Raw genomic sequence first — 22,634 nt, 5'->3', positions numbered from 1 at the left:
CTGAACCGTTGCCTTTGAATTGCCTGTGGTGAAAAATCTTTTGCCTTATTACTTCACTTTATAAATATAATGTGTTACAATAGGAACAATGTTTAAACAAAAGCGACGGCTGTGAAGATGACAAGGAGTGGAACATGGAAAGTGTGAAACTGACCCGATTAATAGAGAAGATGAAGCTGGAAAACCTGACACCGGAGATTGATGTGACAGATATTCATATCACGCAGCCGGATATCAATCGGCCGGCTCTGCAGCTGACAGGATATTTTGAGCACTTTGATGCCACGAGACTTCAGATTGTAGGGTTTGTGGAATACACTTACATGCAGGGGCTGTCGGAAGAGAGAAAGCGGGAAGTGTACGACGAGTTCATGAGTTATGACGTGGTGGCCGTAGTATTTTGCCGGGAACTGAAGCCGGACCCTGTATTTATGGCAGCGGCGCTGACACACAGAATTCCGCTTCTCTCCACAAGTAAATCGACTTCCGCATTTATGGCCGAGGCAATCAGGTGGCTGAACGTAAAGCTTGCCCCCTGTATATCCGTACACGGCGTGCTGGTGGATGTATATGGAGAGGGTGTGCTGATAACGGGCGAGAGCGGCATAGGGAAGTCCGAGGCGGCTCTGGAACTGATTCGCCGGGGGCATCGTCTGGTTACGGACGATGTGGTGGAAATCAGAAAGGTAAGCGATGACACACTGGTGGGATCGGCGCCTGATATGCTGAAGCATCTGATTGAGCTGCGGGGAATCGGTGTGGTGGATGTGAAGGCGCTGTTCGGTACTTCTTCCGTCATGGACACACAGAACATTGATCTCGTGATTCGGCTGGAGGACTGGGACAGAGATAAGGAATACGACAGGCTGGGGCTGGAAGAGAATTATACGGAGTACATGGGAAATAAAATTGTCTGCTATAATATCCCCATCCGTCCGGGCAGAAATCTGGCGGTGATCTGTGAGTCTGCGGCCGTAAACCACAGACAGAAGAAAATGGGATATAATGCGGCGCAGGAGCTCTATGCCCGCGTGCAGAGTTCTTTTGCAAGAAAACGGGAAGAGTGAGAGGAGACGGAAATGGGCAGATATGCATTTGGGGTCGACGTAGGCGGAACGTCAGTAAAAATGGGATTGTTCGACGAAACAGGCACGATTCTTGACAAGTGGGAGATTCCCACCAGAAAAGAGAATAAAGGCGCTTCTGTTCTGCCGGATGTGGCCCGGAGTCTTCTGGCGAAGATGGCGGAAAAAGGAATTCAGGAGAAAGACCTGGTGGGAATCGGAGTGGGAGCGCCGGGACCGGTGGATGATGAAGGAACGCTGGTGAGCGGCGCTGTCAATATCGGCTGGGAACCTTTTAACATACCGAAGGCAATGCACGCATATATTAATGTACCGATAAAAGCAGCCAACGACGCCAACGCGGCGGCGTACGGAGAAATGTGGCAGGGCGGCGGCAAGGGATTCAACAGCATTGTGGCCGTGACACTGGGAACGGGAGTAGGCGGCGGAATCATCATAAACGGAGAGCTTCTGGCCGGGGCCACAGGAGCGGGCGGCGAGATTGGACATATGCACATGGTGGACGACGAGACGGAGAGCTGCAACTGTGGGAACAGGGGCTGTATGGAGCAGTATGCCTCGGCCACGGGAATTGCACGCCTTGCCCGCAGACGGCTTGAAAAGGATGATGAGCCCAGTGTTCTGCGGGAAGGGAAAGTGTCTGCCAAGACAGTCTTTGACGGAGTGAAGGCCGGAGATAAAGTGGCTGTGGAGATAGCGGAGGAGTTTGGTGAATACCTGGGAAAGGGACTTGCGATGATTGCGTCCGTGCTGAATCCGGAGGCGTTCATCATCAGCGGAGGCGTGTCCAAAGCCGGGGAAATCCTGTTTTCCTTTATTGAACCGCCTTTCCACAAGTATGTTTTCCGGCATTGCGGGAATGCGAAGTTCGTTCTGGCCACTCTGGGGAACGATGCGGGCATTTATGGTGCCGCCGGTCTGGTTTTGCGGTAATGTGAAAAGGGAAGTCAGATAAATGATTAGTAAAGCAGTGCTTGAAGCGTTACAGAAATTTGTACCTTGTGAAAATATCCGTCTGCAGGAGCCTATGGCGGACCATACTACCTTTCGGATAGGAGGCCCGGCAGATTGCTTTGTGCAGCTTGAAAATGAAAAACAGCTGAAGGATGTGCGAAGATATCTGGAGCTGGCGGGAGTGCCGTTTTTTGTCATTGGAAATGGCAGCAATCTTCTGGTAAGCGATTCCGGATATCAGGGAGTCGTGCTGCAGATCGGCTCCGAAATGAGTGACATCAGAGTGGAAGGGTGTCGTATGGTGGCGAAAGCGGGGGCTTCGCTGGCCCAGACGGCGCGCATGGCGTTGAAGCATGGCCTGACGGGACTGGAATTTGCTTCCGGAATCCCGGGCACTGTAGGGGGCGGCGTGGTGATGAACGCCGGGGCCTACGGAGGAGAAATGTGCCAGGTGGTGACGCAGGTAACGGTGGTGAATCGGGATGGAGAAACCATGGAGCTGGACAACGAAACCATGGAATTTGGATATCGAACCAGCGTGATCAGACACAGCGCATTTATCGTTACGGAGGTTGCATTCAGCCTGGCCCACGGAGACAGGGACACGATTCAGGCCAGAATGGAAGAACTTGCCGGACGGCGCAGGGAAAAGCAGCCTCTGGAGTATCCAAGCGCGGGCAGCACGTTCAAACGCCCGGAGGGACATTTTGCAGGTCAGCTGATCATGGAAGCCGGGTTTCGCGGATTTCAGAAGGGCGGCGCCAGAGTGTCCGACAAGCACTGCGGCTTTATTATTAATACGGGAAATGCCACTGCCAGGGACGTGCTGGATGTCATTGCCAGTGTTCAGGCAGGGGTGAAAGATAAATTCCATGTGGACCTTGAGACAGAAATCGTTTGTTTGGGAGTCTGAGATAGAAGAACATGAGATTTGTAGTAGTGACCGGAATGAGTGGGGGCGGCAAGAGTACCGCCCTGAAAATGTTGGAGGATGCGGGATTCTACTGTGTGGACAACCTGCCGGTTTCTCTGGTTGAGAAATTTGCGGAGCTGGTATCCATGCCCGGAAGCGAGGTGAGTAAGGTCGCTCTGGGGCTGGATGTCCGTTCCGACCAGTCCTTTGAAGATGCAACGAAGATTCTGGAGAGCCTGAAAGCCACAGGCTACGCCCTTGAAATTCTGTTTATGGACGCAGATGAAAATGTCCTGATAAAACGGTATAAAGAGACCCGACGTGTTCATCCTCTGGCGTTGGACGGAAGGGTGGAGGATGGTGTCAGAGCAGAGCGGAGGGTACTGGAAAACATTCGGAAAAATGCCGATTATGTAATTGACACCACGGATTTGCTTACCAGGGAGCTGAAGGAGGAGCTGGATCGCATTTTTGTGGAAAATGCGGAGTATAACAGCCTTATGGTGACCATACTGTCCTTTGGTTTCAAGCATGGGATTCCGTCGGATGCGGACCTGGTGCTGGATGTCCGTTTTCTGCCCAATCCTTTTTATATAGAGGACTTAAAGCACAAAACGGGGCTTGACAAAGAAGTGCAGGATTATGTGATGGGCTTTCCGGAGGCGGTGGAATTCATGGAAAAGCTCACTGATATGATACAGTTCCTGGTTCCGAACTATGTGAAAGAGGGAAAATATCGTCTGGTTATTGCCATTGGATGCACCGGAGGCAAGCACAGGAGCGTTACGCTTGCCGGCGAATTATATAAAAGGATGAAGGACAGGGGAAAGTACGGAATAAAGCTGCATCATCGTGACGTGAATAAACAGGGTAAATAATGTGGGAAAATATAAATCATTCTCCAGCCAGGTAAAAGAAGAGCTGGCAAAGCGCATCAGTCCGGCGAGACATTGCCAGATAGCGGAGCTGGCGGCAATTATGAATTTCTGTGGACAGTACGGACGGGATGCCGGAGGCGGCTATACTGTCGGTTTTCAGACAGAAAATGAAGCTGTTGTGAGAAAAGGCTTTACATTATTGAAAAAAACGTATAATATAGATACGGATATTGCATTAAATGAAATCGAAATGCAGGGTATATTACAGAAAATCGGAAGCCTGAACAAACCGGTCAGCGCTCTCCTGCTTAAAAATTCCTGTTGTCAGCGGGCTTTTCTGCGGGGAGCTTTTTTGAGTGTCGGTTCTATGAGCGACCCTGCAAAAAGCTATCATCTGGAATTCGACTGCTGTGACGCGGAGAAGGCGGAACAGCTGCGGGAGCTGATGAAGGGGTTTGAAATTGAGTCAAAAATCATTCTGCGCAAAAAATACCATGTTGTATACCTGAAAGAAGGTTCCGGTATTGTCGACTTACTGAATGTATGCGAGGCGCCGGTATCGCTGATGAATGTGGAAAATCTCCGCATTCTGAAGGAAATGCGGAACTCTGTGAACAGACGTGTAAACTGTGAGACAGCCAACATTGCGAGAACTGTCAGCGCGGCGGCCAGGCAGGTGGAAGATATCCAATACCTTCAGCTGCATTATGGCTTTCAGAATCTGCCGGACAACCTGCGCGAGATGGCGGAGATACGTCTGGAGAATCCGGATACCCCTTTAAAGGAGCTGGGGGAATATTTCCAGCCGCCCCTGGGGAAATCGGGTGTAAACCACAGACTGCGCAAACTCAGCGAACTGGCCGATACTATAAGGGAGAGGAACTAAAACAGCAGAGCCCCCACAAGGGCCCAGATAAATTTACAGACGTTTTTTACGGCTGAAAATTTATCTCAGGCGAAGGGCTCTTGAGGGTCTCTGCGGAACTAAAATCAGTAATCGTCCAAACGGCGCCCAGAACAGTTACTGGCCGAACTGAGGACAGGAACTGTTCTGCGGGAAGTGGCGCCGAAAGGACGATTACGGAACTAAAATGGAGGAGTTAAAAATGAAAAAGAAAAGTATTCACATCAGCCTGGAAGACGAGCAGATGGCGAGACATATAGCTTTGCTGGTGCAGAAGGCCAGTAAGTTTGAAAGCGCCATTTATATTCAGTCCGGCGATAAGAAGGTGAATGCCAAAAGTATTATGGGTATGATGACTTTGGGAATTGACATCAGTGAAGAACTGGAAGTCTCTGCGGACGGTTCTGACGAGGAGGCGGCACTGGAAGGTATTACCTGTTTTTTGAGTGGAATGGATAAGTAAGATAGGAATATGGACAAGAAACTGCTTTTTGTATACAATCCGAAGGCCGGGAAAGCTTTGATCAGGAATAAACTGGCTGAAATTTTGAATATCTTTGCAAAAGCAGGGTACGAAATGACTGTGGTGCCGACACAGAAGCACGACGACGCCAGAGCGGTGGTGGCCGGCCGCAGAGACGAGTATGATCTTGTGGTATGCAGCGGCGGTGACGGTACGCTGGACGAAGTGGTGACAGGAATGATTCAGAGTGGATTCCGCACGCCAATCGGCTATATTCCTGCGGGCAGTACCAATGATTTCGGTGGGAGTCTCTCTTTGCCGAAGAATATGCTGCGTGCCGCTGAAGTGGTCGTTGGGGGGACAGATTTCCCCTGCGATATCGGATATTTCAAGTATGATGATGTGGAGGATGTGTTCGTTTACATTGCGGCATTCGGACTTTTTACGGATGTGTCTTATGAGACTGCCCAGGACATGAAAAATGTACTGGGACATATGGCATATCTGCTGGAGGGAATGAAGAGATTATCTTCTATTCGCTCCTACCGGATGAAAGTAAGCTGGGCGGGAAATGAGATAGAAGATGACTTTATCTTCGGAATGATCACCAACTCCCTGTCTGTGGGAGGGTTTAAGAATATTACGGGTAAAAATGTGAAGCTGGATGACGGCGTTTTTGAGGTGACATTGATTAAGCAGCCCCGAAATCCCATAGAGCTGAACAATATCATGTTGTCCCTGCTGAATCGAAATATTGATACGGATGCGATGCTCTGTTTCCGGACGGAGGAACTGACGCTGGAATCAGAGGAGCCTGTGTCATGGACGCTGGACGGTGAGAACGGTGGCAGCCACAGAAAGGTAACCATACGAAATATCTGCAGGGGAATGGACATCAGGGTGAAAAAGGAAGAAACATAAGCTATTTATTGCATTGTCAGGGTAAAACCGCGGCAGTGCTAAATATAAAAATGGAGGTATAAGGAAATGTTAGTATCTGCAACAGAAATGCTGAAAAAGGCAAAAGCAGGCCACTATGCAGTAGGACAGTTTAACATCAACAATCTGGAGTGGACGAAGTCCATCCTGCTGACGGCTAAGGAGTGCAAGTCTCCTGTCATTCTCGGCGTATCCGAGGGAGCAGGAAAGTACATGGGAGGCTACGATGTGGTGGTTGGTATGGTGAATGGTCTGTTAAAGGATCTGGATATCGATGTGCCGGTAGCACTTCATCTGGACCATGGTTCCTATGAGCATTGCTACAAGTGTATTGAGGCGGGATTCTCTTCCGTTATGTTTGATGGCTCCCACTATCCCATTGATGAGAACGTGGCGAAGACTACAGAGCTGGTTGCCGCGGCTCACGGCAAGGGAATTTCCATTGAAGCAGAAGTAGGCTCTATCGGCGGTGAGGAAGACGGCGTAGTTGGAATGGGCGAGTGTGCTGATCCCAAAGAGTGCAAGGCAATTGCGGATCTGGGTGTGGATTTCCTGGCGGCAGGTATTGGTAATATTCACGGAAAATATCCTGCAAACTGGCAGGGGCTCAGCTTTGAGACATTGGATGCCGTACAGCAGCTGACCGGTGAGATGCCTCTGGTACTTCACGGCGGGACAGGCATACCTGCGGATATGATTAAGAAGGCTATCAGCCTGGGCGTGGCGAAGATTAATGTGAATACGGAATGTCAGCTGGCTTTTGCCGATGCTACCCGTAAGTACATCGAAGCAGGCAAGGACCTGGAAGGCAAGGGATTTGACCCCCGTAAGCTTCTGGCACCCGGTGTGGAAGCCATCAAGGCTACTGTTAAGGAGAAAATGGAGCTGTTCGGCTCTGTGGGAAAAGCGTAAAGTAAACAGAAAAAGAACGGTTGCCCGGGTTCATAATTTGTTTACAAATCATTCAATGAATCTTCGAATTATGATCATGATTTATCCATTTCTGCTGTTTATACTATAAACATAAACAACAGAGGCAGCCACAGTTTACTAAATAACTTTTTCATAATAATTGCCAGGGGACCCGGTCTCCTGGCATCCTCCCTTTTCAGGGGGGAGAAAGAAACGGCTGTTCATAATTTGTTTACAAATCATTCAATGATTTTTAAATTTAGTATCATGTTTTATCCATTTCTTCTGCTTATACTAAATTCATACACAACACAGCAACATGAATAAGCCAGCCACAGTTTACTAAATAACTTTTTCATAATAATTGCCAGGAAACGCAGGTTTCCTGGCATCCTCCCTTTTCAGGGAACTTTTCAGTTAAAAATCCAAATTCAATAACTTGTTGTCCGTTTTCAGTGAGAACCGCTCATTTTTAACTGTCCGGGGGTGACACCTTCATATTTCCGCACCCAGCGGTTGAGGGTGGCGATACTGCTGTAGCCCACGGCAGCGGCGGCATCCTGGATGGTCATATTACTTTCGCAGATCAGCTCCTTAAATTTTTCGATTCTGCGCTTGTGTATGGTATCCATAATGCTGACGCCGTTGGCCTCAAAATAGATGGAGGACAGATATTTGGAGCTGAGTCCCAGCTTGTGGGAAAGGAACATTACATTCAGATTCTCATCGTACAGCCAGGTATTGATCTGCTCTTCTATTTTGGGGAGCCAGATGCTCTGGGGGGTAGGCTTTTCTTTGATTTGCTTATATTCCCCGGTTATCAGGGCGGAAGCTTCCAGGATACGCTGCTGCAGTGCCTTGTAAGAAGCTGCCTGCATGAAATTTCCGAGAATGGAATAATACTGATTCTGCAGTCGCTGCCGGCTGCTGTCCGGCAGATGGGAGAAAGCTTTTGTAATGCTGCACATGATATCCGCGGCATTACATTTGGCAGCTTCGAATACAGGGAAATGTCTGGCATTTTCTTCCAGAAGCACATGTATCTGTCCGGTGACATTTTCCGTCTGCCCGATCTGAATAAGATTAATCAAAGTCTGTTCCGATTTGGCGGAATAAGTATAGCCAACCGCGGCGGTGAAGTCCATATCTTTGTAGAAGACAGGTGATTTTTCCCGGTTCATGACACACAGAGAAATAGCGGAGGACGCCTCATCCCAGGCCAGAGACAGCTCGGAAATATTCTGATGCAGATTGCTGAAGGAAAAATAATACTGAATATTCAGCTCTTTATAGAGGTCCTGAGCGATGCTTTCCAGAGCGGAGGCAAGTTTGTCCTGCCAGGTATCCGTTTCCTGCGCCTCCACACCGATGACACAGGCAGTATAGTCATAGACTTCTGTAAAAGTGATGGAGAAGGACTGCCCCAGCAGATTCTGAAGTCTCTGGGCGATATGCGTATCAAAGAAAGACAGATACGCATCCTGAATCAACTCGGCGTGGTCGGCGGGCCAGCTTTCTCTGACGTCTGACAGGGAAGCCAGCACCACAAAGCGGGAGAGCCCGAATCTGGTCTCCATATCGGACAAAATGGATTCTTCCATATTTTCGATTCCCATATGTCCGGTTAACATCCGGGACAGATAATAGGAATAGAGAATATGATTCTGGTTGTGGAACACTTCCTCGATGGTTGCTTTTTCCTGATAGGAGCTCACAAGGGCATTGAGGATAATCTGATATTCATTTGTACCGCTCTGGGCGGAAGAAGTGGAAAATTTCCTGACTGTATTCAGCAGGTTCTGCCATGGACCGTAATTGTACCGGGTCAGCAAGGCGATGAGGAGAACGCCTCCCGCCAGGCAGAAGAGCAGGCTGATCAGGAGGGATTGCCGCATGTAAATCAAATCCGCCGTGGCCACTGATTCGGGCAGCGTACAGATATAATGGAGAGGCAGGACCTGAGAGGGAACGGAGTACATGAGAAAATCACCGGTTTCACCGGGCAGCTTTCCCAGAACGGAACTTTGGGAAAAATCACAGTCAGCGAAGACTTCCGGGTCCGGCAGGGCGGCAGAGCTGTTCAGGGAGGAAAAGGATGCGTCAGTCAGATAGATTCTGCTGTCAGGCTCGGAATAGAGGCTTTCCATGGCAGCGGAGAGCACAGAATGCTCCAGCAGCAGTACAATATACCCCTTTGGAAGCCAGGAGTAGGGAAGCGGGTACATCAGAGCCAGGAAGGAGGTATCGGTATCCGGAGTAAAGACAAACAGATTCGTGGCCTGCGGATCCAGGGTCTGACATTTCGCATAGAGAGATTCCGTGTAATTATTGGGGAGCGATCCGTACTGTGCGATATCGTTCACACCGGAATTGTGCAGCACAAGAGAATTTCCGGTGGAGAAGACATAGGTATCGGAAATCAGCCCATCCCCAGGAAGACTCAGACGAAGGGACTCGCTGAGATGATAAACCCTGGAGGCGGTGGTGTAATTCTGCTCAAAGCTTTCCATACCTGTGGCATCCAGAAAATAGTTCATGTTTACATCATAGGAGATCACAGAGACAGCCTCTTCCATACGGGAAAATTCGTTGTCCATCTTCAGACGAAACCGTTCCAGCGCTGATTTCTGGGCTTCCTGTGCCTGAAGCTTGATGGTGTCATATGCATTCAGATAGACGAATGAGTTGATGACGAGAGGGAGCAGCAGGATAATCACATAGGACAGGATCCAGGAACGTCGTATGTTGGCAGATGTGTATTTGGCTGGAAAACGAAGAAAAGAAACCCCTTTCCGCATTTTGCAATCTCCTTTTTCTTTGATATATTTTATAGTATAATAAATGAAATGGCATTGCAATAGGAATGTGACTGTGAGATTTGTGAGGCGGCTTCTGTAATCATGAAAATTCTGAGTGGAGAAAAAATGCGGAAAATGACAGAGAAACTGAGGAAGAGTATCGGAATCGGCCTGGCGGGAACCTTTCTGGCCATATTGAGCGGCTGCGGAGAGAAAGAGGAGCCCCTGACCATCACTGTGATGACAGAACAATTTCCCGTCTATGCGCCGGGAAACTGGGAGGCATGGCTGGACGCCATAGAACAGGAAACGGGTGTAAATCTGCAGATTACAATGACACCCACACTGGAGTATGCGGCCACAGTGGAGAGCGCAATTCGCGGCAGCAAACTGCCCATGGTCTTCACTGCCAACGAATCAATACTGAGCAAAGAGAGTTTTTTCGCATACCTGAATGCCGGAGGCTTCTGGGAGCTGGAAGAATATCTGGATGATTATCCGAATCTGAAGGAATTTACAGGGGAGGAGATCTGGGAAAATTCTGAAATACAGGGACACATCTACGGCATCCCAAGACTGCGTATCCGACCACGATATGCGGCGTATTACCGGAAGGACTGGGCAGAAGCACTGGGGATAGCGCCGCCGCAGAATCTGGAAGAGCTCTATGACATGCTGAAAGCCTTTACTCTGGAGGACCCGGACGGAAATGGGGTAAACGATACGGTGGGGCTGGTGAACAGCTGGCAGAGCCATGGAGCGCGGCAATGGAATGGAGTTCAGATGCTTACAACCGTTTTGGGGGGGCCCGACAGCTGGAGGTATGAGACGACAGAAGGGAAGATGGTCCCCGATTTTTCCACGGATAGTTATCTGGAAATGCTTCGATGGTTCCGAACTTTGTATCAGGAGGGGATTTTAGACCATAGCTTTGCATTTCTCACATCGGTGCAGCGGCAGGAACTGTTTATACAGGGATATGCAGGCATGATTTTCAGCGTGATTGACGATGGACCGGAACTGGAGGCACAGATGCGCCAGATGAATCCGCAGGCCGAAATTGCCGTGCTGCCATTGCTGGAAGGGCCGGACGGTGAATACAGGTTAAACGGGAATGCGGGGTATAACGGTCTGATTGTATTCAACCGACTGGGAGAGGGGGCTGTGAGAGACGAAGAGCAGCTGAGAGAGATATTGGATTTTTACAATACCATGTGTGGTGAACAGGGACAGGAGATTCTGAATTCCGAAAAAGAAGAGGGCAATTCCTATGTGCAGTTTATGCCGATGCCGGCATATGTCAGAAGAGAGGATGATTCTGAGCTGCAGTCGACGGTGTATGACTGTGTGGAGGAGAGGGAACAGTATGTGGTGACGGATGATTCGACAGGATTGTATTCCGAGACTTATGTGAGACTGAGGAATGTGCTGAATGAGAAAATTCAGAAGGCAAGTATTCGATTTATCATGGGAGAGATTCAGGAAAAGGACTATTGGGAAGAGTACCGGATGTGGTATGAAAGCGGAGGAAAGAATGTAATAGAGGAATATACGAAAGCCTATGAACAGAAATTGCGCAGTACCCATTTGGAATGAAACCATTTGGGGACTGACAGCCTGTGATAAATGAAAGGGTCCGGGATCGGAATAACACAGAGGTGAAGAAAGGCCGGTGCAGATTGCCATTGCAGCGCAGAAAGGTTGCGCGGATGGGAATCTGCACCGGCTTTTTCTGTCCCCATTTCAGAGAATGAAAAGCAGCAGAATGCACAAAAGCATAATGCCGAAATTGTGAAATTAACACAAAAGTGGAGAAAATGACAATAGCGCTTCTGATTTTGATAAGTCAAAATGTATAGAAAAAGGAAATTTTGAGGGCGGGAAAGGACATATTGGAGATGGAAAATGCGGAAGCCTGTTGACTATAATAAGCGTGAACGGGAGCTGTCGGTGTCATCCTTCATCAGATATGACAAAAGACAGAGAACGAAGATGAAAAAGAAAAGTTGAGGAAGGAGGAGTCCCATATGAGCAGTGTGGGAAAAAAAGAAACCCGTAAAACGAAGAATACGGGGGTGACCAGAAGGGAGGGGACATCGAAAACCCTTGCCAGGCTGAAAAAGGACAGGCTTCTCTACATAATGCTGATACCCGGATGTCTGTATTTTCTGATTTTCAAGTACGGCCCCATGCTGGGGCTGATTACAGCGTTTCAGGATTACAACGCCATGTTGGGATGGTTTGGAAGCAAATTTGCAGGATTCAAGCATTTCAGCCGTTTCTTTTCAGATCCAAAGTTCTTCCAGATTTTCAGGAATACTCTGGTTCTGGCATTTTGCAACATTATAGTATATTTTCCGCTGCCGATTATTCTTGCTCTGTTAATTAATGAGGTGAAAAACGGAAAATATAAAAACGTGATTCAATCCGTGCTTTATCTGCCCCATTTCGTTTCCTGGGTGGTGGTAGCCGGTATCTGCATGACGATGTTTTCCGCGGAGAGCGGCGCGCTGACAGGGGCGGTGAGCGGACTGTTCGGCCGGGAGGTACGGGTGCTGTCGGAACCGGCATTTTTTCCGGCTTTGATTACAGGGCAGGTCATATGGAAGGAATGCGGCTGGGGAACTATCATTTTCCTGGCGGCATTGACGGGAGTGGATATGCAGCTCTATGAAGCGGCGAGAGTGGACGGCGCCAATCGCTGGCGGCAGATGTGGCATATTACGCTGCCGGCCATCAAATCTACCATTATTACCATGCTGATTCTGAGAATGGGCAATTTCCTGAACACAGGATTTGAGCAGATTTTCCTGATGCTGAACTCCATGAACCGGGAGGTGGGAGAAGTATTTGACACCTATGTGTACCAGACAGCCATGACCAACGGTAAAATCAGCTACGGAAGTGCCGTGGGTATGTTCAAATCGGTAGTGTGTCTGATTCTTGTCATGATTTCCAACAAGATCGCACAGAAAGCCGGAGAGGAGGGCGTGTACTGATGAAAGCAAAAAAGGTAAAAGAATCTGCAGGAAGCAGAATCTTCGATGTAATAAATATCATTTTGCTGGCAGGAGTGGCGTTTATCTGTATGGTTCCTTTTCTGTTTGTCATTTCGGCATCCGTATCTCCGCTGGGGGATGTGCTGAGCCGCAGATTTTTCATCTATCCAAAGCATATTGATCTGAGCTCTTATCAGTATCTTTTTTCCAGCAATACGCTGATCAGGGCTATGGGGAATTCTTTCGTGATTACATTTGTGGGGACGGTTCTGAGCATGACCGTGACGGTAATGACCGCCTATGTGCTTTCCAAACCGCAGCTGCTTGGAAGAAAGGTATTGAATGCCATGGTGGTATTCACCATGCTGTTCTCCGGCGGTATGATTCCCACCTATCTGGTGACATCAGGTCTGCATCTGAATGATACCTGGTGGGCGCTGTGGCTTCCGGGCTGTGTCAGCGCCTACAATATGATTCTGATCCGAACCAGTATCAGCGCACTGCCCTCGGAGCTGGAGGAGGCAGCGGAAATGGATGGCTGTAATTATTTTCAGAGCTTTGTGCGGATTGTGCTGCCGCTGATCAGACCTACCCTGGCGACATTTTCTCTGTTCTATGCGGTGGGATACTGGAATGACTATTTTAATTCCGTGCTGTACATCAATGACTCCAGTAAATATCCGATCCAGATATGGCTGCGGAATATTGTAATGCTGTCCTCGGGCGGATTTGCGGATACCACTTCGGTCAGTGATCTGGGGTATGTGCCTCCGCAGAATATAAGCTATGCCGTTATTGTATTTGCCACCCTTCCCATACTTTGTATCTATCCATTTGTACAGAAATTCTTTACGAAAGGTATGATGGTAGGTTCTGTGAAAGGGTAGCAGACATAATAAATGTAATCAAAAATTTAACCAAAAAGGAGAGAAAAAATGAAAAAGAAAAGACTGTTGCCATTGTTGCTGGCGGGAACTCTGCTGCTGACTGCCTGCGGAAACGGGGACTCGGGATCCTCAGAAGCATCCGTGGATAATTCCGGTTCTGCCGCTGTGTCCGGAGAAAGCGGAAATGGGTCAGGCGAAACCTCCGGGGCAGGAGAGGAAAATGGGTCAGGCGAAAGTTTTACCATCACAATGATGCAGGAACTGTTTACTGATCAGGCTCCGGATACCACAAATCAGTGGTATCAGAAGATGGAGGAGATGACAGGTGTCAAAATGGAAGTCAATTTTGTGCCCACACTGAGCTATGTGGATAAGATTACAGCCTTTATCGCGTCTAAGAGTCTGCCCATGGTATTTACGGCCAACGGAAATGTGCTGAGAAATAATAACCTTCTGATGGCTCTGGACAGCGACGGCTTCTGGGCGCTGGACGATTACATTAAGGATTATCCGGAGCTGTATAATTTCGTAGGTGAGCAGGTGTGGGAGAACAGCAAGGTTCACGGCAAGATTTACGGAATTCCCCGTCTCCGCATTCTGCCCAGGAACGGCCTGATCATCCGGCAGGACTGGCTGGACGCTCTGAACCTGGAAATGCCGGAGACTTTTGACGAGCTGTACGAAGTGGCAAAAGCTTTTACAGAAAATGATCCGGATGGAAACGGCCAGAATGACACGGTGGGAATCGTCACGGCCTATCAGGGAGTAGGAAACAGGGGATGGAACGGATTCCAGACGCTGGCAACCGCATTCGGCGCTCCCAACGGCTGGGCTTATCAGGATGGGACCATGGTACCGGATTTCGGAACCCAGGAGTATATGACGGCGCTGAAGTATATCAAGAAGCTGTATGACGACGGCTACATGAACAAAGATTTCGCGGAAATCAACGCCCAGGCACGTTACGAGAACTTTGACAAAGGAACTTACGGAATGGTATTCGGTGTAATCGACGATGTGAATGCCAGAAATGTCAACCTTCCTCAGGTTGTGGAGGGAGCAGTGGCTACAGTGGTACCGGCTCTCCATGAGGAAGGAAAAGAGCCGCGGTGTAATGCCACAGCGGGATATAACGGTATCATTATGTTCACAAAGTTCGGCGATGAAGCCATCAAGACAGAAGAAGATCTGCGGAAGATCCTTTCTTACTATAATACATTGGCCACACAGGAAATCCAGGATATGACATTATATGGTATCGAAGGGGTACATTATGAAGTGAAGGACGGCAAGAGAGAGCTTATTATGAACGAGAGCAGCAATTCTGCTCAGCTTACTGTGGATATGGGAGATATCGGACAGATTCTCATGTCGGCGGCCTATATGAGAAAGGACAGCGACACAGAAATACAGACAGCACTTTATGACACCATTGAGGAGCGGGAGGCTTATTGCGTCACAGATGCCTCCATTGGTCTTGAGTCCGAAACATATGACGATGTGGGAAGCGACCTGGATGCCATTATGATGGACGCGGCAGTGAAATTTGTCATCGGCTCCATTGACGAGGACGGTTACTGGAAAGAATACGACAACTGGCTGAAGCGCGGCGGTGAAGATGTCATCAAAGAATTCACGGCACAGTACGAGGAGTACAAGAAATAAGAGAGTACAGGAACTGTTTCAGCTGTTAAACAGACAGTAAAGTTACAAAGGCGCGGGAGAAGGATTCACGGATATATTTCCGAATGAATCCTTCTCCTGTGAAAGGGCAGAAGGAGTTCTGCCTGGAATGACTATATTAGGAGAGACGAAGATGAATCTGGCGAAGATAAAGGGACCTGTGGTCCTGGCACAGACAGAAAAAAGAGGGTACCGGGACCCTGCCGCTTTCTATCACGAGGGCACCTGCTATCTGTATTTCACCATGGTGGAGCAGGAGGGGACGGAGCAGTATTTTACCATTGGATTGAGTAAAAGCAGGGATTTCATACATTGGAGCGAGCCGGTGAGCCTGACAGAGCGGGCAAAGGAGAAGGAGTATTCCAGCCCGGGGAATCTGTTTGCATTTCAGGGGAAATATTATCTCTGCATGCAGACCTACTGCAGGGAAAACGGAGAAGTGTACGGCAATGAGAAAAGCCGAATCTATACCATGGAGACGGAAGATTTCGAGCACTTTGAGGAGCCGGTGCTTCTGAAAGTAAAGGGCGATAATGTCCGGGAGGAGGACATGGGGAGAATGATTGACCCCTGTCTGCTGCGGGATAAGGATGACCCGGATAAAATCTGGTGCTTTTATAAGCAGAACGGTGTGTCTTATTCCTGGTCTTATGATATGGTGCACTGGACGTACGCAGGGCGTACGGATTGCGGGGAAAATGTATGCGCGCTGACGATAGACGATACTTATTATCTGATGCATTCTCCGGAAAACGGAATCGGTCTGCTGAAATCTGAAGATCTCAGGCATTTTGAGGAAGCGGGACCGGTGAATTTCCTGTCTCAGAGCAGGTGGCCCTGGGCGAAAGACCGGATTACAGCAGGATTCCTGCTGGACATGACGAAAGAGGCCGGGGCGGGGTTCTATATGCTGTTCTATCATGGGGACAATGAAAGAAACGGAACGTTTCCGTTCGGGGCCAGCATCGGCATGGCTGTGACTAAGGATTTGAAGAATTACATAACCTTTGAACCGGAGGAGCCCACCTATCCGAATCTGGGGAATGTATATGAGGGAGATTATTACAGGGGGATTCCCAGGGAAGAATATATAGACAAGTCACAGGTAATTCCTCAGGCGTCGCCGGAAAGGCCCGTGTTTGACATCCGCGATTTCGGCGCCGCGGCGATACCGGGACGGGTGAATACGGCGGCTTTCCAGGCCGCGGCGGACGCCTGCGAGGCTGCGGGAGGAGGTGTCATTCTGGTACAGGATGGCAGTTATGTGACAGGAACCTTTTACCTGTATGACAATACCACACTTTTTGTGGCTTCCAATGGGGAGATAGAGGCAACCAGGGAAAACGGGCGAATAAAAACGGCACTTCTCGTGGCGGAGGGAACGGAGAATCTGGTTATTACCGGGGGTGGGTGCATCTGCGGAAACGGTGAATGGTATGTCTATGAGCCGAAGCTGAAGCCCGCACTGCTTCGTGACGACAGGCCACATCCGCCAACTCATCTGGCTCCCAGGGGAACGGCGGACAGAATGCTGCCGGAGACTGCGCTGCGCTACAATTACCGCCGCCGGATCCGTTTCTCAGAGGATAAATACGATGAAAATGTGGGAAGCACACAGCGCCCGGAATTTATGGTATATCTGAAGAACTGCCGCAATGTGAGAATGGAGAACATTGTGCTGAAGGATGCCATGGCATGGACCCTGAACCTTTTTGCCTGTGAAGATGTGCTGGTAAAGGATGTGGTGATCGACAACAACCGGCATGTGGCCAACACGGACGGGATTGATATCACCGGGAGCAGCAGAGTGGAAATTGATCACTGCTTTATATCTACAGCCGATGACGGAATTGTGGTGAAAAATCCGGAGAATACGGGAACAGACATGTCGGAAATCCATGTGCACGACTGTCAGGTGATTACGGTGATGAACGCTTTTAAAATCGGGACGGAGACAAGATGGAATATTTCCGACATCCTTGTGGAGCGGTGCAGATTCTTCATGCCGGATCTGTTCCCGGGAACCACTTCCGGGATTGCCATAGAGTCGGCGGACGGGAGCCATATTCAGAATGTGACGGTCCGGGATATTGAGATGAAACATGTGACCTGTCCGATTTTCATCTGCCTGAATATGCGGAACCGCTATGGTGTCCCTTATAGCTGTGACAGCAGCAGTCCTTATTGGGGCGGAAGAATACAGAATATTCTGCTGGAGCGGATCCATGCCGAAGACATGGAGGTCCCCTGTATTTTGTCAGGCTTTCAGGCGGCAGGAAAAGGGGGAGAGACAGTCAGAAAAGGGATAGAGGACATTACGATTCGAGGTTTTAGGGCAGTGTATCTGGACAATGAAGAGATTGTAAATGTGCCGGAAGTCATAGAAGAGTACCTGGACGGATATCCGGAGAATAACCTTTTCGGGGATGTGGATGCTTATGGAATCTGGGTCCGCCACTGTGACCGGCTTGCGCTGGAGGATGTGGACATTGTTCCCAGAAGTGCCAATACCAGGGAGAGGATAAAGCTGTATGATGTCCACAAAGAGTGAAAGGGAATCGAGGTATATGATGAATACGAATTTTCTGGACGACAGAAATCTAAAGTTAATTCGACTTGTGAAGGAACTGATTTATTCGGACAAGAAAGATATCGATCCTATCCGGATGGCCAGAACGGGAAGGCGCATTCAAAGCCCGGAGGAGCTGAGCGAACAGGAGTGGACCGTGTCGGACGGGGAACCTGTCTGGGGCGGAAATAATGAATACTATTGGTTCCGGTTCGAGGCGGTCATTCCGGACAGCTGTCAGGGGAAGACCGTTGTACTGGAGATTACCACCGGCAGGGAAGGACAGTGGGATGCCACAAATCCGCAGTTTCTGGCCTATGTGAACGGAAAGGTCAGACAGGGGCTGGATGTGAATCACAGGGAAATTCTCCTGACCGAAAGTGCGGAGGCAGGGGAAAGGTTCAGAATCGATTTGTCTGCCTTTACGGGGACGCAGAATTTCAGGCTGCATCTGCATGTGGAGCTGAGGGTTTTCCATCGTGACATTGAAAAGTATTATTATGATTTGTGGGTTCCTTATCAGGTGGGATATCTTCTGGAGCGGGAGCAGACGGAAGCCCTTGAAATTTCGGAATGCATTACGGAGTCTCTGAATCTGCTGGATCTGCGGCGGGAATATTCGGCTTCTTTTTATGAAAGTCTGAGACGGGCACAGGATTATCTGCAGCAGGAATTCTATGAGAAAAAATGTGGAAAGTCCAAAGAAATCATTTATGCGGTGGGACATACGCACATTGATATCGCATGGCTGTGGACGCTGGCGGTGACGGCGGATAAGTCCGTCAGAAGCTTTGCCACCGCTTTGGAGCTGATGCGCCAGTATCCGGAATTTATCTTCATGTCCAGCCAGCCCCAGCTGTATCTGTATGTGAAGGAGAACGCTCCCGAAGTGTACGAAGAGATAAAGAGCAGGGTAAAGCAGGGACGCTGGGAGGCGGAGGGCGGTATGTTCGTGGAGGCCGACTGCAATCTGGCGTCAGGGGAATCGCTGGTCCGTCAGTTCCTGTATGGGAAGAGGTTCTTCCGGGAGGAATTCGGCGTGGAGAATGAGATTCTATGGCTGCCGGATGTGTTCGGCTATTCCGCCGCGCTCCCGCAGATAATGAGAAAATGTGGAATCCGCTATTTTATGACCACCAAAATCAGCTGGAACGAAACCAACAAGATACCCTATGATACCTTTCTGTGGCAGGGGATAGACGGCACCCGGATTCTGACCCATTTTATCTGTGCTAAGGACTATTATCATTATCCCGTGGCTTTCGAGGAGAAGAAAAGGCCGGAGCATTTTACCACCTATAACGGGTATCTGAATCCCTCTCAGATCAAGGGGACCTGGAAACGCTACAGCCAGAAGAGATTGAATGACAGCGCGTTGATATGCTATGGACATGGGGACGGAGGCGGCGGAACCACGCGGGATATGCTGGAAAACCAGAGGCGTATTGCAAAAGGAATTCCCGGCTGTCCCCGGACGAAGGTGAGTACGGCCCTGGAGTTTTTCCGACATCTGGAAGAGGAAACAGACGGAAAGGAAACGCTGCCACTGTGGGCTGGAGAGCTGTACCTGGAGTATCACCGGGGCACCTATACATCCATGGCGCGAAATAAGCGATATAACCGGCAGGCAGAATTCCTGCTGCACAATTTGGAAGCACTGCATACCATCGGTCTTTTGAACCGAAAGACAGCATACCCGGGACAGAAGCTGGAGGAGCTGTGGAAGATTGTGCTGAAGAATCAGTTCCACGATATCCTGCCGGGCTCCGGTATCCGCGAGATATACGAAGACTCAAAAAGGGAATACGAACAGGTTCTGAGAGAAGGATATGCCCTGGAGGCCCGGGCTATGGGACTGTTGACAGAGGCGGTGGAGGCCGGAGAAGGAGAGTTGGTCGTCTTTAACCGGAATGGGTTTGCCGCATCCGACTATGTGTATGTGGAGGATCCGGAAACGGTTCCCCTGAACCTGGAGCGGACCTGGGACGGAAAAGGAATTCTGTACGTAAAGGATGTTCCGGCGCTGGGGTACAGGACAATATCAGACGCCGGAGAAAGCGGTGCGCGCGGATTCCTGCAGGTGGCCACAGATACGGTGGAGACAGAGGACTTGAAAGTGACACTGAACAGAGCCGGTCAGTTTACCTCTGTCTATGACAAAAAGGAACAGCGGGAGCTGCTTTCTCCAGGGCAGTGCGGCAACCGACTGGTGACATACGAGGACCGTCCTCACAATTATGACGCCTGGGATATCAATGACTATTATACATTAAAGGCATGGCCCCTGGATGAAGAGGCGGAAATCAGCATTCTGGAGCAGAATGCAATGCGGGCGGTGCTGCGTGTACACAGAAAGTATCTCGATTCCACCATTGTACAGGACCTGATTTTTTATCACGAGGGAACGCGCATTGATGTGGTAAATCATGTGGACTGGAAGGAGAAAAATATCCTGCTTCGGAGCCTTATTCCGGTTGACATTCATGCGGAACAGGCTTCTTATGAAATCCAGTATGGAAATGTGCAGCGGTCCACCTATTACAATACCTCCTGGGAGCAGGCGAAATTCGAGGTCTGTGCCCATAAGTGGATTGATCTGTCCGAGGATGGGTATGGCGTGAGTGTGCTGAATGACTGTAAATACGGATATGACATACATGACGGAGTGATAGGCCTGACCATGCTGAAATCAGCAGTGTATCCCAATCCGGATGCGGATAAGGAGCAGCATGAGTTTGCATATTCCATTGTGCCGCACAGAGGGGGATGGCGGGAAAATGAAACCATACAGAAGGCTTATCTGTTCAATAATCCGCTGACAGCCCGGAAGAAGGAACAGGCCGGAGGAACGCTGCCCGGGAGATTTTCATTTGCGGAAATCGACCGGAAGAATGTGGTGATCGAGGTGTTGAAAATGGCCGAGGACGGGGATAGAATGATTCTCAGACTGTACGAGGCCTTCAACAGGAGGACCCATGCGGCATTGCGGCTTGCGGAGCCGGTTCGGAAAGCGGCGGAATGTGACATGCTGGAACAGGAAGAGAAAATCCTGCAGGCAGAGGGAAGCGTATTGCGTCTGATTTTTGAGCCTTATGAGATTAAAACTTTGAAAATCCACTTTTGAGGTGTGGGGTAATGATACAAATTCCGGCAGAAATGATTCCGGCTTGTTTCAGGCCGGAAAACTGCCGGTAAAGTTATAAGCATTGAGGCAAAGTTCTGGTTCTTACCGGGGGAGGATAGGAAAAAGGTGAGATCATGTTAAAAAAAATTCGGTTATATGACAGAGATAAAGTAGACTTCGGCACATTGCTGTACCCACCCCCGCAAATGTCCGCCTTACTGTTTCCGATTATTGTGGAACAGCTGTTGAACTCTCTGATGGGTATGGTGGATACCATAATGGTCAGCAATGTGGGAAGCGAGGCCATTTCAGCCGTATCGCTGGTAGACTCTCTCAACAGTATGATTATTCTGATATTCTCGGCCATGGCTTCCGGCGCAGTCATTTTATGCTCTCAGTATATTGGGCACGGGGATTACAAGACTGGAAATGAGATGGCGAGGCAGGTGGTATTGACAGTTTTGACCTGTGCTGTTACAGTAACAGTAATGGGCCTGCTTTTTCGAGCGGGCCTGCTTCGCCTGATATTTGGGAAGATTGAGCCGGTGGTGATGGAGAATGCGCTGTGCTACTTTTCCATAACGGCCCTTTCCTATCCCTTTCTGGCATTGTTCCAGGCGGGTTCGGCATTCTTGAGGGCGGGCGGGAATTCCGCATGTCCGATGAAGATATCTGTGTGTTCCAACGGGCTGAATGCGGTGGGAAATCTGATTTTCATCTTCGGCCTTGACATGGGCGTGTCAGGGGCGGCCCTTGGCACACTGCTTTCCCGCATTTTCGGCGTGATAGCGGTTATGATTTTTCTGAGAAGGCCGGGACAGGCCATTGTGCTCAGGGACTACCTTTCCATCCGCCCGGATTTTCCCCTGATTGCCCGGGTGCTGAAGATAGGGGTGCCGACGGGGATAGAGAACGGTATGTTTCAGTTCGGAAAGCTGATCATTCAATCCACCGTTTCCGCCATGGGAACAATGGCCATTGCGGCCCAGGCTGTGACGAATATTCTGGAATATATCAGCGGGATTTTCGGGATTGGTGTGGGTATCGGACTGATGACCATGGTGGCGCAGGCGCTGGGGGCCGGACGGAAGGAGGAAGCCAGGTACTACATAGTGAAATGTACGAAGCTGGGGTTCGCCGGGACGCTGCTTTCCTGCATTCTGATGTTCGCATTGGCAGGGCCGATACTCCGGCTGGCGGGAACGGAGGAGGCCAGTGCGGCCTTATGCATGGAAATGATGGTGATGATTACCCTTGTAAAACCTCTGCTGTGGCCCTTGTCTTTTGTCCCTGATTATGGCCTGCAGGCAGGGGGAGACGTGCGGTTTTCCATGATTATGTCCACGCTCTCCATGTGGGGAGCAAGGGTGGCGCTGTGCGTGTTCCTGGTGAAAACATTTCAGATGGGTCCTCAGGCGGTATGGTACGGAATGTTTTTGGACTGGGGTGTGAGAAGCATTATTTTTACGCTGAGGTTCCTCAGTGGAAAATGGATTCATGTAGAATACAGAGAGAGGAAGGTATGA

At 49.6% G+C, this 22,634-nt stretch carries 16 protein-coding genes; 15 read left to right on the top strand and 1 reads right to left on the bottom strand.

Translation table 11 applies throughout. The features are described from left to right. The first annotated feature begins 134 nt into the window (after window positions 1-134). From hprK to fba, 8 genes are all read left to right on the top strand, one after another. Window positions 135-1,067 (top strand): HPr(Ser) kinase/phosphatase, encoded by a 933-nt coding sequence (gene hprK / locus NSB25_RS07655; RefSeq protein ID WP_103238838.1) that lies wholly within the window; start codon window positions 135-137, stop codon window positions 1,065-1,067. A gap of 12 nt (window positions 1,068-1,079) precedes the next feature. Next, complete coding sequence (locus NSB25_RS07650; protein WP_103238837.1) at window positions 1,080-2,018, top strand: ROK family glucokinase; 939 nt, start codon at window positions 1,080-1,082, stop codon at window positions 2,016-2,018. A 22-nt stretch (window positions 2,019-2,040) separates the two neighbouring features. Then, a complete protein-coding gene (gene murB / locus NSB25_RS07645; protein WP_103238836.1) occupies window positions 2,041-2,952 on the top strand; it encodes a UDP-N-acetylmuramate dehydrogenase in 912 nt (303 codons plus the stop codon). Between the two features lie 11 nt (window positions 2,953-2,963). Then, window positions 2,964-3,830, top strand: coding sequence for an RNase adapter RapZ (gene rapZ / locus NSB25_RS07640; RefSeq protein WP_103238835.1), 867 nt, complete (start codon window positions 2,964-2,966; stop codon window positions 3,828-3,830). A gap of 1 nt (window position 3,831) precedes the next feature. Then, window positions 3,832-4,716 carry a DNA-binding protein WhiA gene (whiA, locus tag NSB25_RS07635; protein ID WP_242982347.1) on the top strand — a complete coding sequence of 295 codons (885 nt, stop codon included), beginning with the start codon at window positions 3,832-3,834 and terminating at the stop codon, window positions 4,714-4,716. Window positions 4,717-4,936: 220 nt separating this feature from the next. Beyond that, window positions 4,937-5,197 carry an HPr family phosphocarrier protein gene (locus NSB25_RS07630; RefSeq protein ID WP_103238907.1) on the top strand — a complete coding sequence of 87 codons (261 nt, stop codon included), beginning with the start codon at window positions 4,937-4,939 and terminating at the stop codon, window positions 5,195-5,197. Between the two features lie 9 nt (window positions 5,198-5,206). Beyond that, window positions 5,207-6,118 (top strand): diacylglycerol/lipid kinase family protein, encoded by a 912-nt coding sequence (locus tag NSB25_RS07625; protein ID WP_103238833.1) that lies wholly within the window; start codon window positions 5,207-5,209, stop codon window positions 6,116-6,118. 66 nt (window positions 6,119-6,184) lie between these two features. Next, complete coding sequence (gene fba, locus NSB25_RS07620) at window positions 6,185-7,048, top strand: class II fructose-1,6-bisphosphate aldolase (protein ID WP_103238832.1); 864 nt, start codon at window positions 6,185-6,187, stop codon at window positions 7,046-7,048. Between the two features lie 452 nt (window positions 7,049-7,500). Here fba and NSB25_RS07615 read toward each other — a convergent pair whose 3' ends face one another. Next, window positions 7,501-9,846 (bottom strand): helix-turn-helix transcriptional regulator, encoded by a 2,346-nt coding sequence (locus tag NSB25_RS07615; RefSeq protein WP_103238831.1) that lies wholly within the window; start codon window positions 9,844-9,846, stop codon window positions 7,501-7,503. Between the two features lie 126 nt (window positions 9,847-9,972). Between NSB25_RS07615 and NSB25_RS07610 the strand changes: the two genes are divergently transcribed. The 7 genes from NSB25_RS07610 (at window position 9,973) to NSB25_RS07580 (ending at window position 22,634) form a co-directional block, all read left to right on the top strand. Then, window positions 9,973-11,442, top strand: a complete 1,470-nt coding sequence (locus NSB25_RS07610) for an extracellular solute-binding protein (RefSeq protein ID WP_172455005.1) — start codon at window positions 9,973-9,975, stop codon at window positions 11,440-11,442. Between the two features lie 431 nt (window positions 11,443-11,873). Next, window positions 11,874-12,845, top strand: a complete 972-nt coding sequence (locus NSB25_RS07605) for an ABC transporter permease (RefSeq protein WP_103238829.1) — start codon at window positions 11,874-11,876, stop codon at window positions 12,843-12,845. Further along, window positions 12,845-13,732, top strand: coding sequence for a carbohydrate ABC transporter permease (locus NSB25_RS07600; RefSeq protein ID WP_103238828.1), 888 nt, complete (start codon window positions 12,845-12,847; stop codon window positions 13,730-13,732). The genes NSB25_RS07605 and NSB25_RS07600 overlap by 1 nt, the downstream gene beginning before the upstream one ends. Before the next feature lie 48 nt (window positions 13,733-13,780). After that, window positions 13,781-15,397, top strand: a complete 1,617-nt coding sequence (locus tag NSB25_RS07595; RefSeq protein WP_103238827.1) for an extracellular solute-binding protein — start codon at window positions 13,781-13,783, stop codon at window positions 15,395-15,397. 127 nt (window positions 15,398-15,524) lie between these two features. After that, the gene (locus NSB25_RS07590; RefSeq protein ID WP_103238826.1) at window positions 15,525-17,966 is read left to right on the top strand and encodes a glycosyl hydrolase family 28 protein; all 2,442 of its coding nucleotides are present in this window, start codon (window positions 15,525-15,527) and stop codon (window positions 17,964-17,966) included. Then, complete coding sequence (locus NSB25_RS07585) at window positions 17,947-21,108, top strand: alpha-mannosidase (protein ID WP_242982346.1); 3,162 nt, start codon at window positions 17,947-17,949, stop codon at window positions 21,106-21,108. The genes NSB25_RS07590 and NSB25_RS07585 overlap by 20 nt, the downstream gene beginning before the upstream one ends. A gap of 134 nt (window positions 21,109-21,242) precedes the next feature. Then, window positions 21,243-22,634 (top strand): MATE family efflux transporter, encoded by a 1,392-nt coding sequence (locus NSB25_RS07580; RefSeq protein ID WP_103238825.1) that lies wholly within the window; start codon window positions 21,243-21,245, stop codon window positions 22,632-22,634.

The organism is Acetatifactor muris, from assembly GCF_024623325.1.
GTDB lineage: Bacteria > Bacillota > Clostridia > Lachnospirales > Lachnospiraceae > Acetatifactor > Acetatifactor muris.
This window is presented reverse-complemented; position numbering and strand designations above follow the sequence as displayed.

Coding starts and splice junctions, on each gene's coding strand:
- hprK (WP_103238838.1), top strand. CDS start 135: ATGGAAAGTGTGAAACTGACCCGATTAATAGAGAAGATGAAGCTGGAA.
- NSB25_RS07580 (WP_103238825.1), top strand. CDS start 21,243: ATGTTAAAAAAAATTCGGTTATATGACAGAGATAAAGTAGACTTCGGC.
- NSB25_RS07590 (WP_103238826.1), top strand. CDS start 15,525: ATGACTATATTAGGAGAGACGAAGATGAATCTGGCGAAGATAAAGGGA.
- NSB25_RS07595 (WP_103238827.1), top strand. CDS start 13,781: ATGAAAAAGAAAAGACTGTTGCCATTGTTGCTGGCGGGAACTCTGCTG.
- NSB25_RS07600 (WP_103238828.1), top strand. CDS start 12,845: ATGAAAGCAAAAAAGGTAAAAGAATCTGCAGGAAGCAGAATCTTCGAT.
- rapZ (WP_103238835.1), top strand. CDS start 2,964: ATGAGATTTGTAGTAGTGACCGGAATGAGTGGGGGCGGCAAGAGTACC.
- murB (WP_103238836.1), top strand. CDS start 2,041: ATGATTAGTAAAGCAGTGCTTGAAGCGTTACAGAAATTTGTACCTTGT.
- NSB25_RS07605 (WP_103238829.1), top strand. CDS start 11,874: ATGAGCAGTGTGGGAAAAAAAGAAACCCGTAAAACGAAGAATACGGGG.
- NSB25_RS07625 (WP_103238833.1), top strand. CDS start 5,207: ATGGACAAGAAACTGCTTTTTGTATACAATCCGAAGGCCGGGAAAGCT.
- NSB25_RS07615 (WP_103238831.1), bottom strand. CDS start 9,846: ATGCGGAAAGGGGTTTCTTTTCTTCGTTTTCCAGCCAAATACACATCT.
- NSB25_RS07585 (WP_242982346.1), top strand. CDS start 17,947: ATGATGTCCACAAAGAGTGAAAGGGAATCGAGGTATATGATGAATACG.
- NSB25_RS07630 (WP_103238907.1), top strand. CDS start 4,937: ATGAAAAAGAAAAGTATTCACATCAGCCTGGAAGACGAGCAGATGGCG.
- NSB25_RS07650 (WP_103238837.1), top strand. CDS start 1,080: ATGGGCAGATATGCATTTGGGGTCGACGTAGGCGGAACGTCAGTAAAA.
- NSB25_RS07610 (WP_172455005.1), top strand. CDS start 9,973: ATGCGGAAAATGACAGAGAAACTGAGGAAGAGTATCGGAATCGGCCTG.
- fba (WP_103238832.1), top strand. CDS start 6,185: ATGTTAGTATCTGCAACAGAAATGCTGAAAAAGGCAAAAGCAGGCCAC.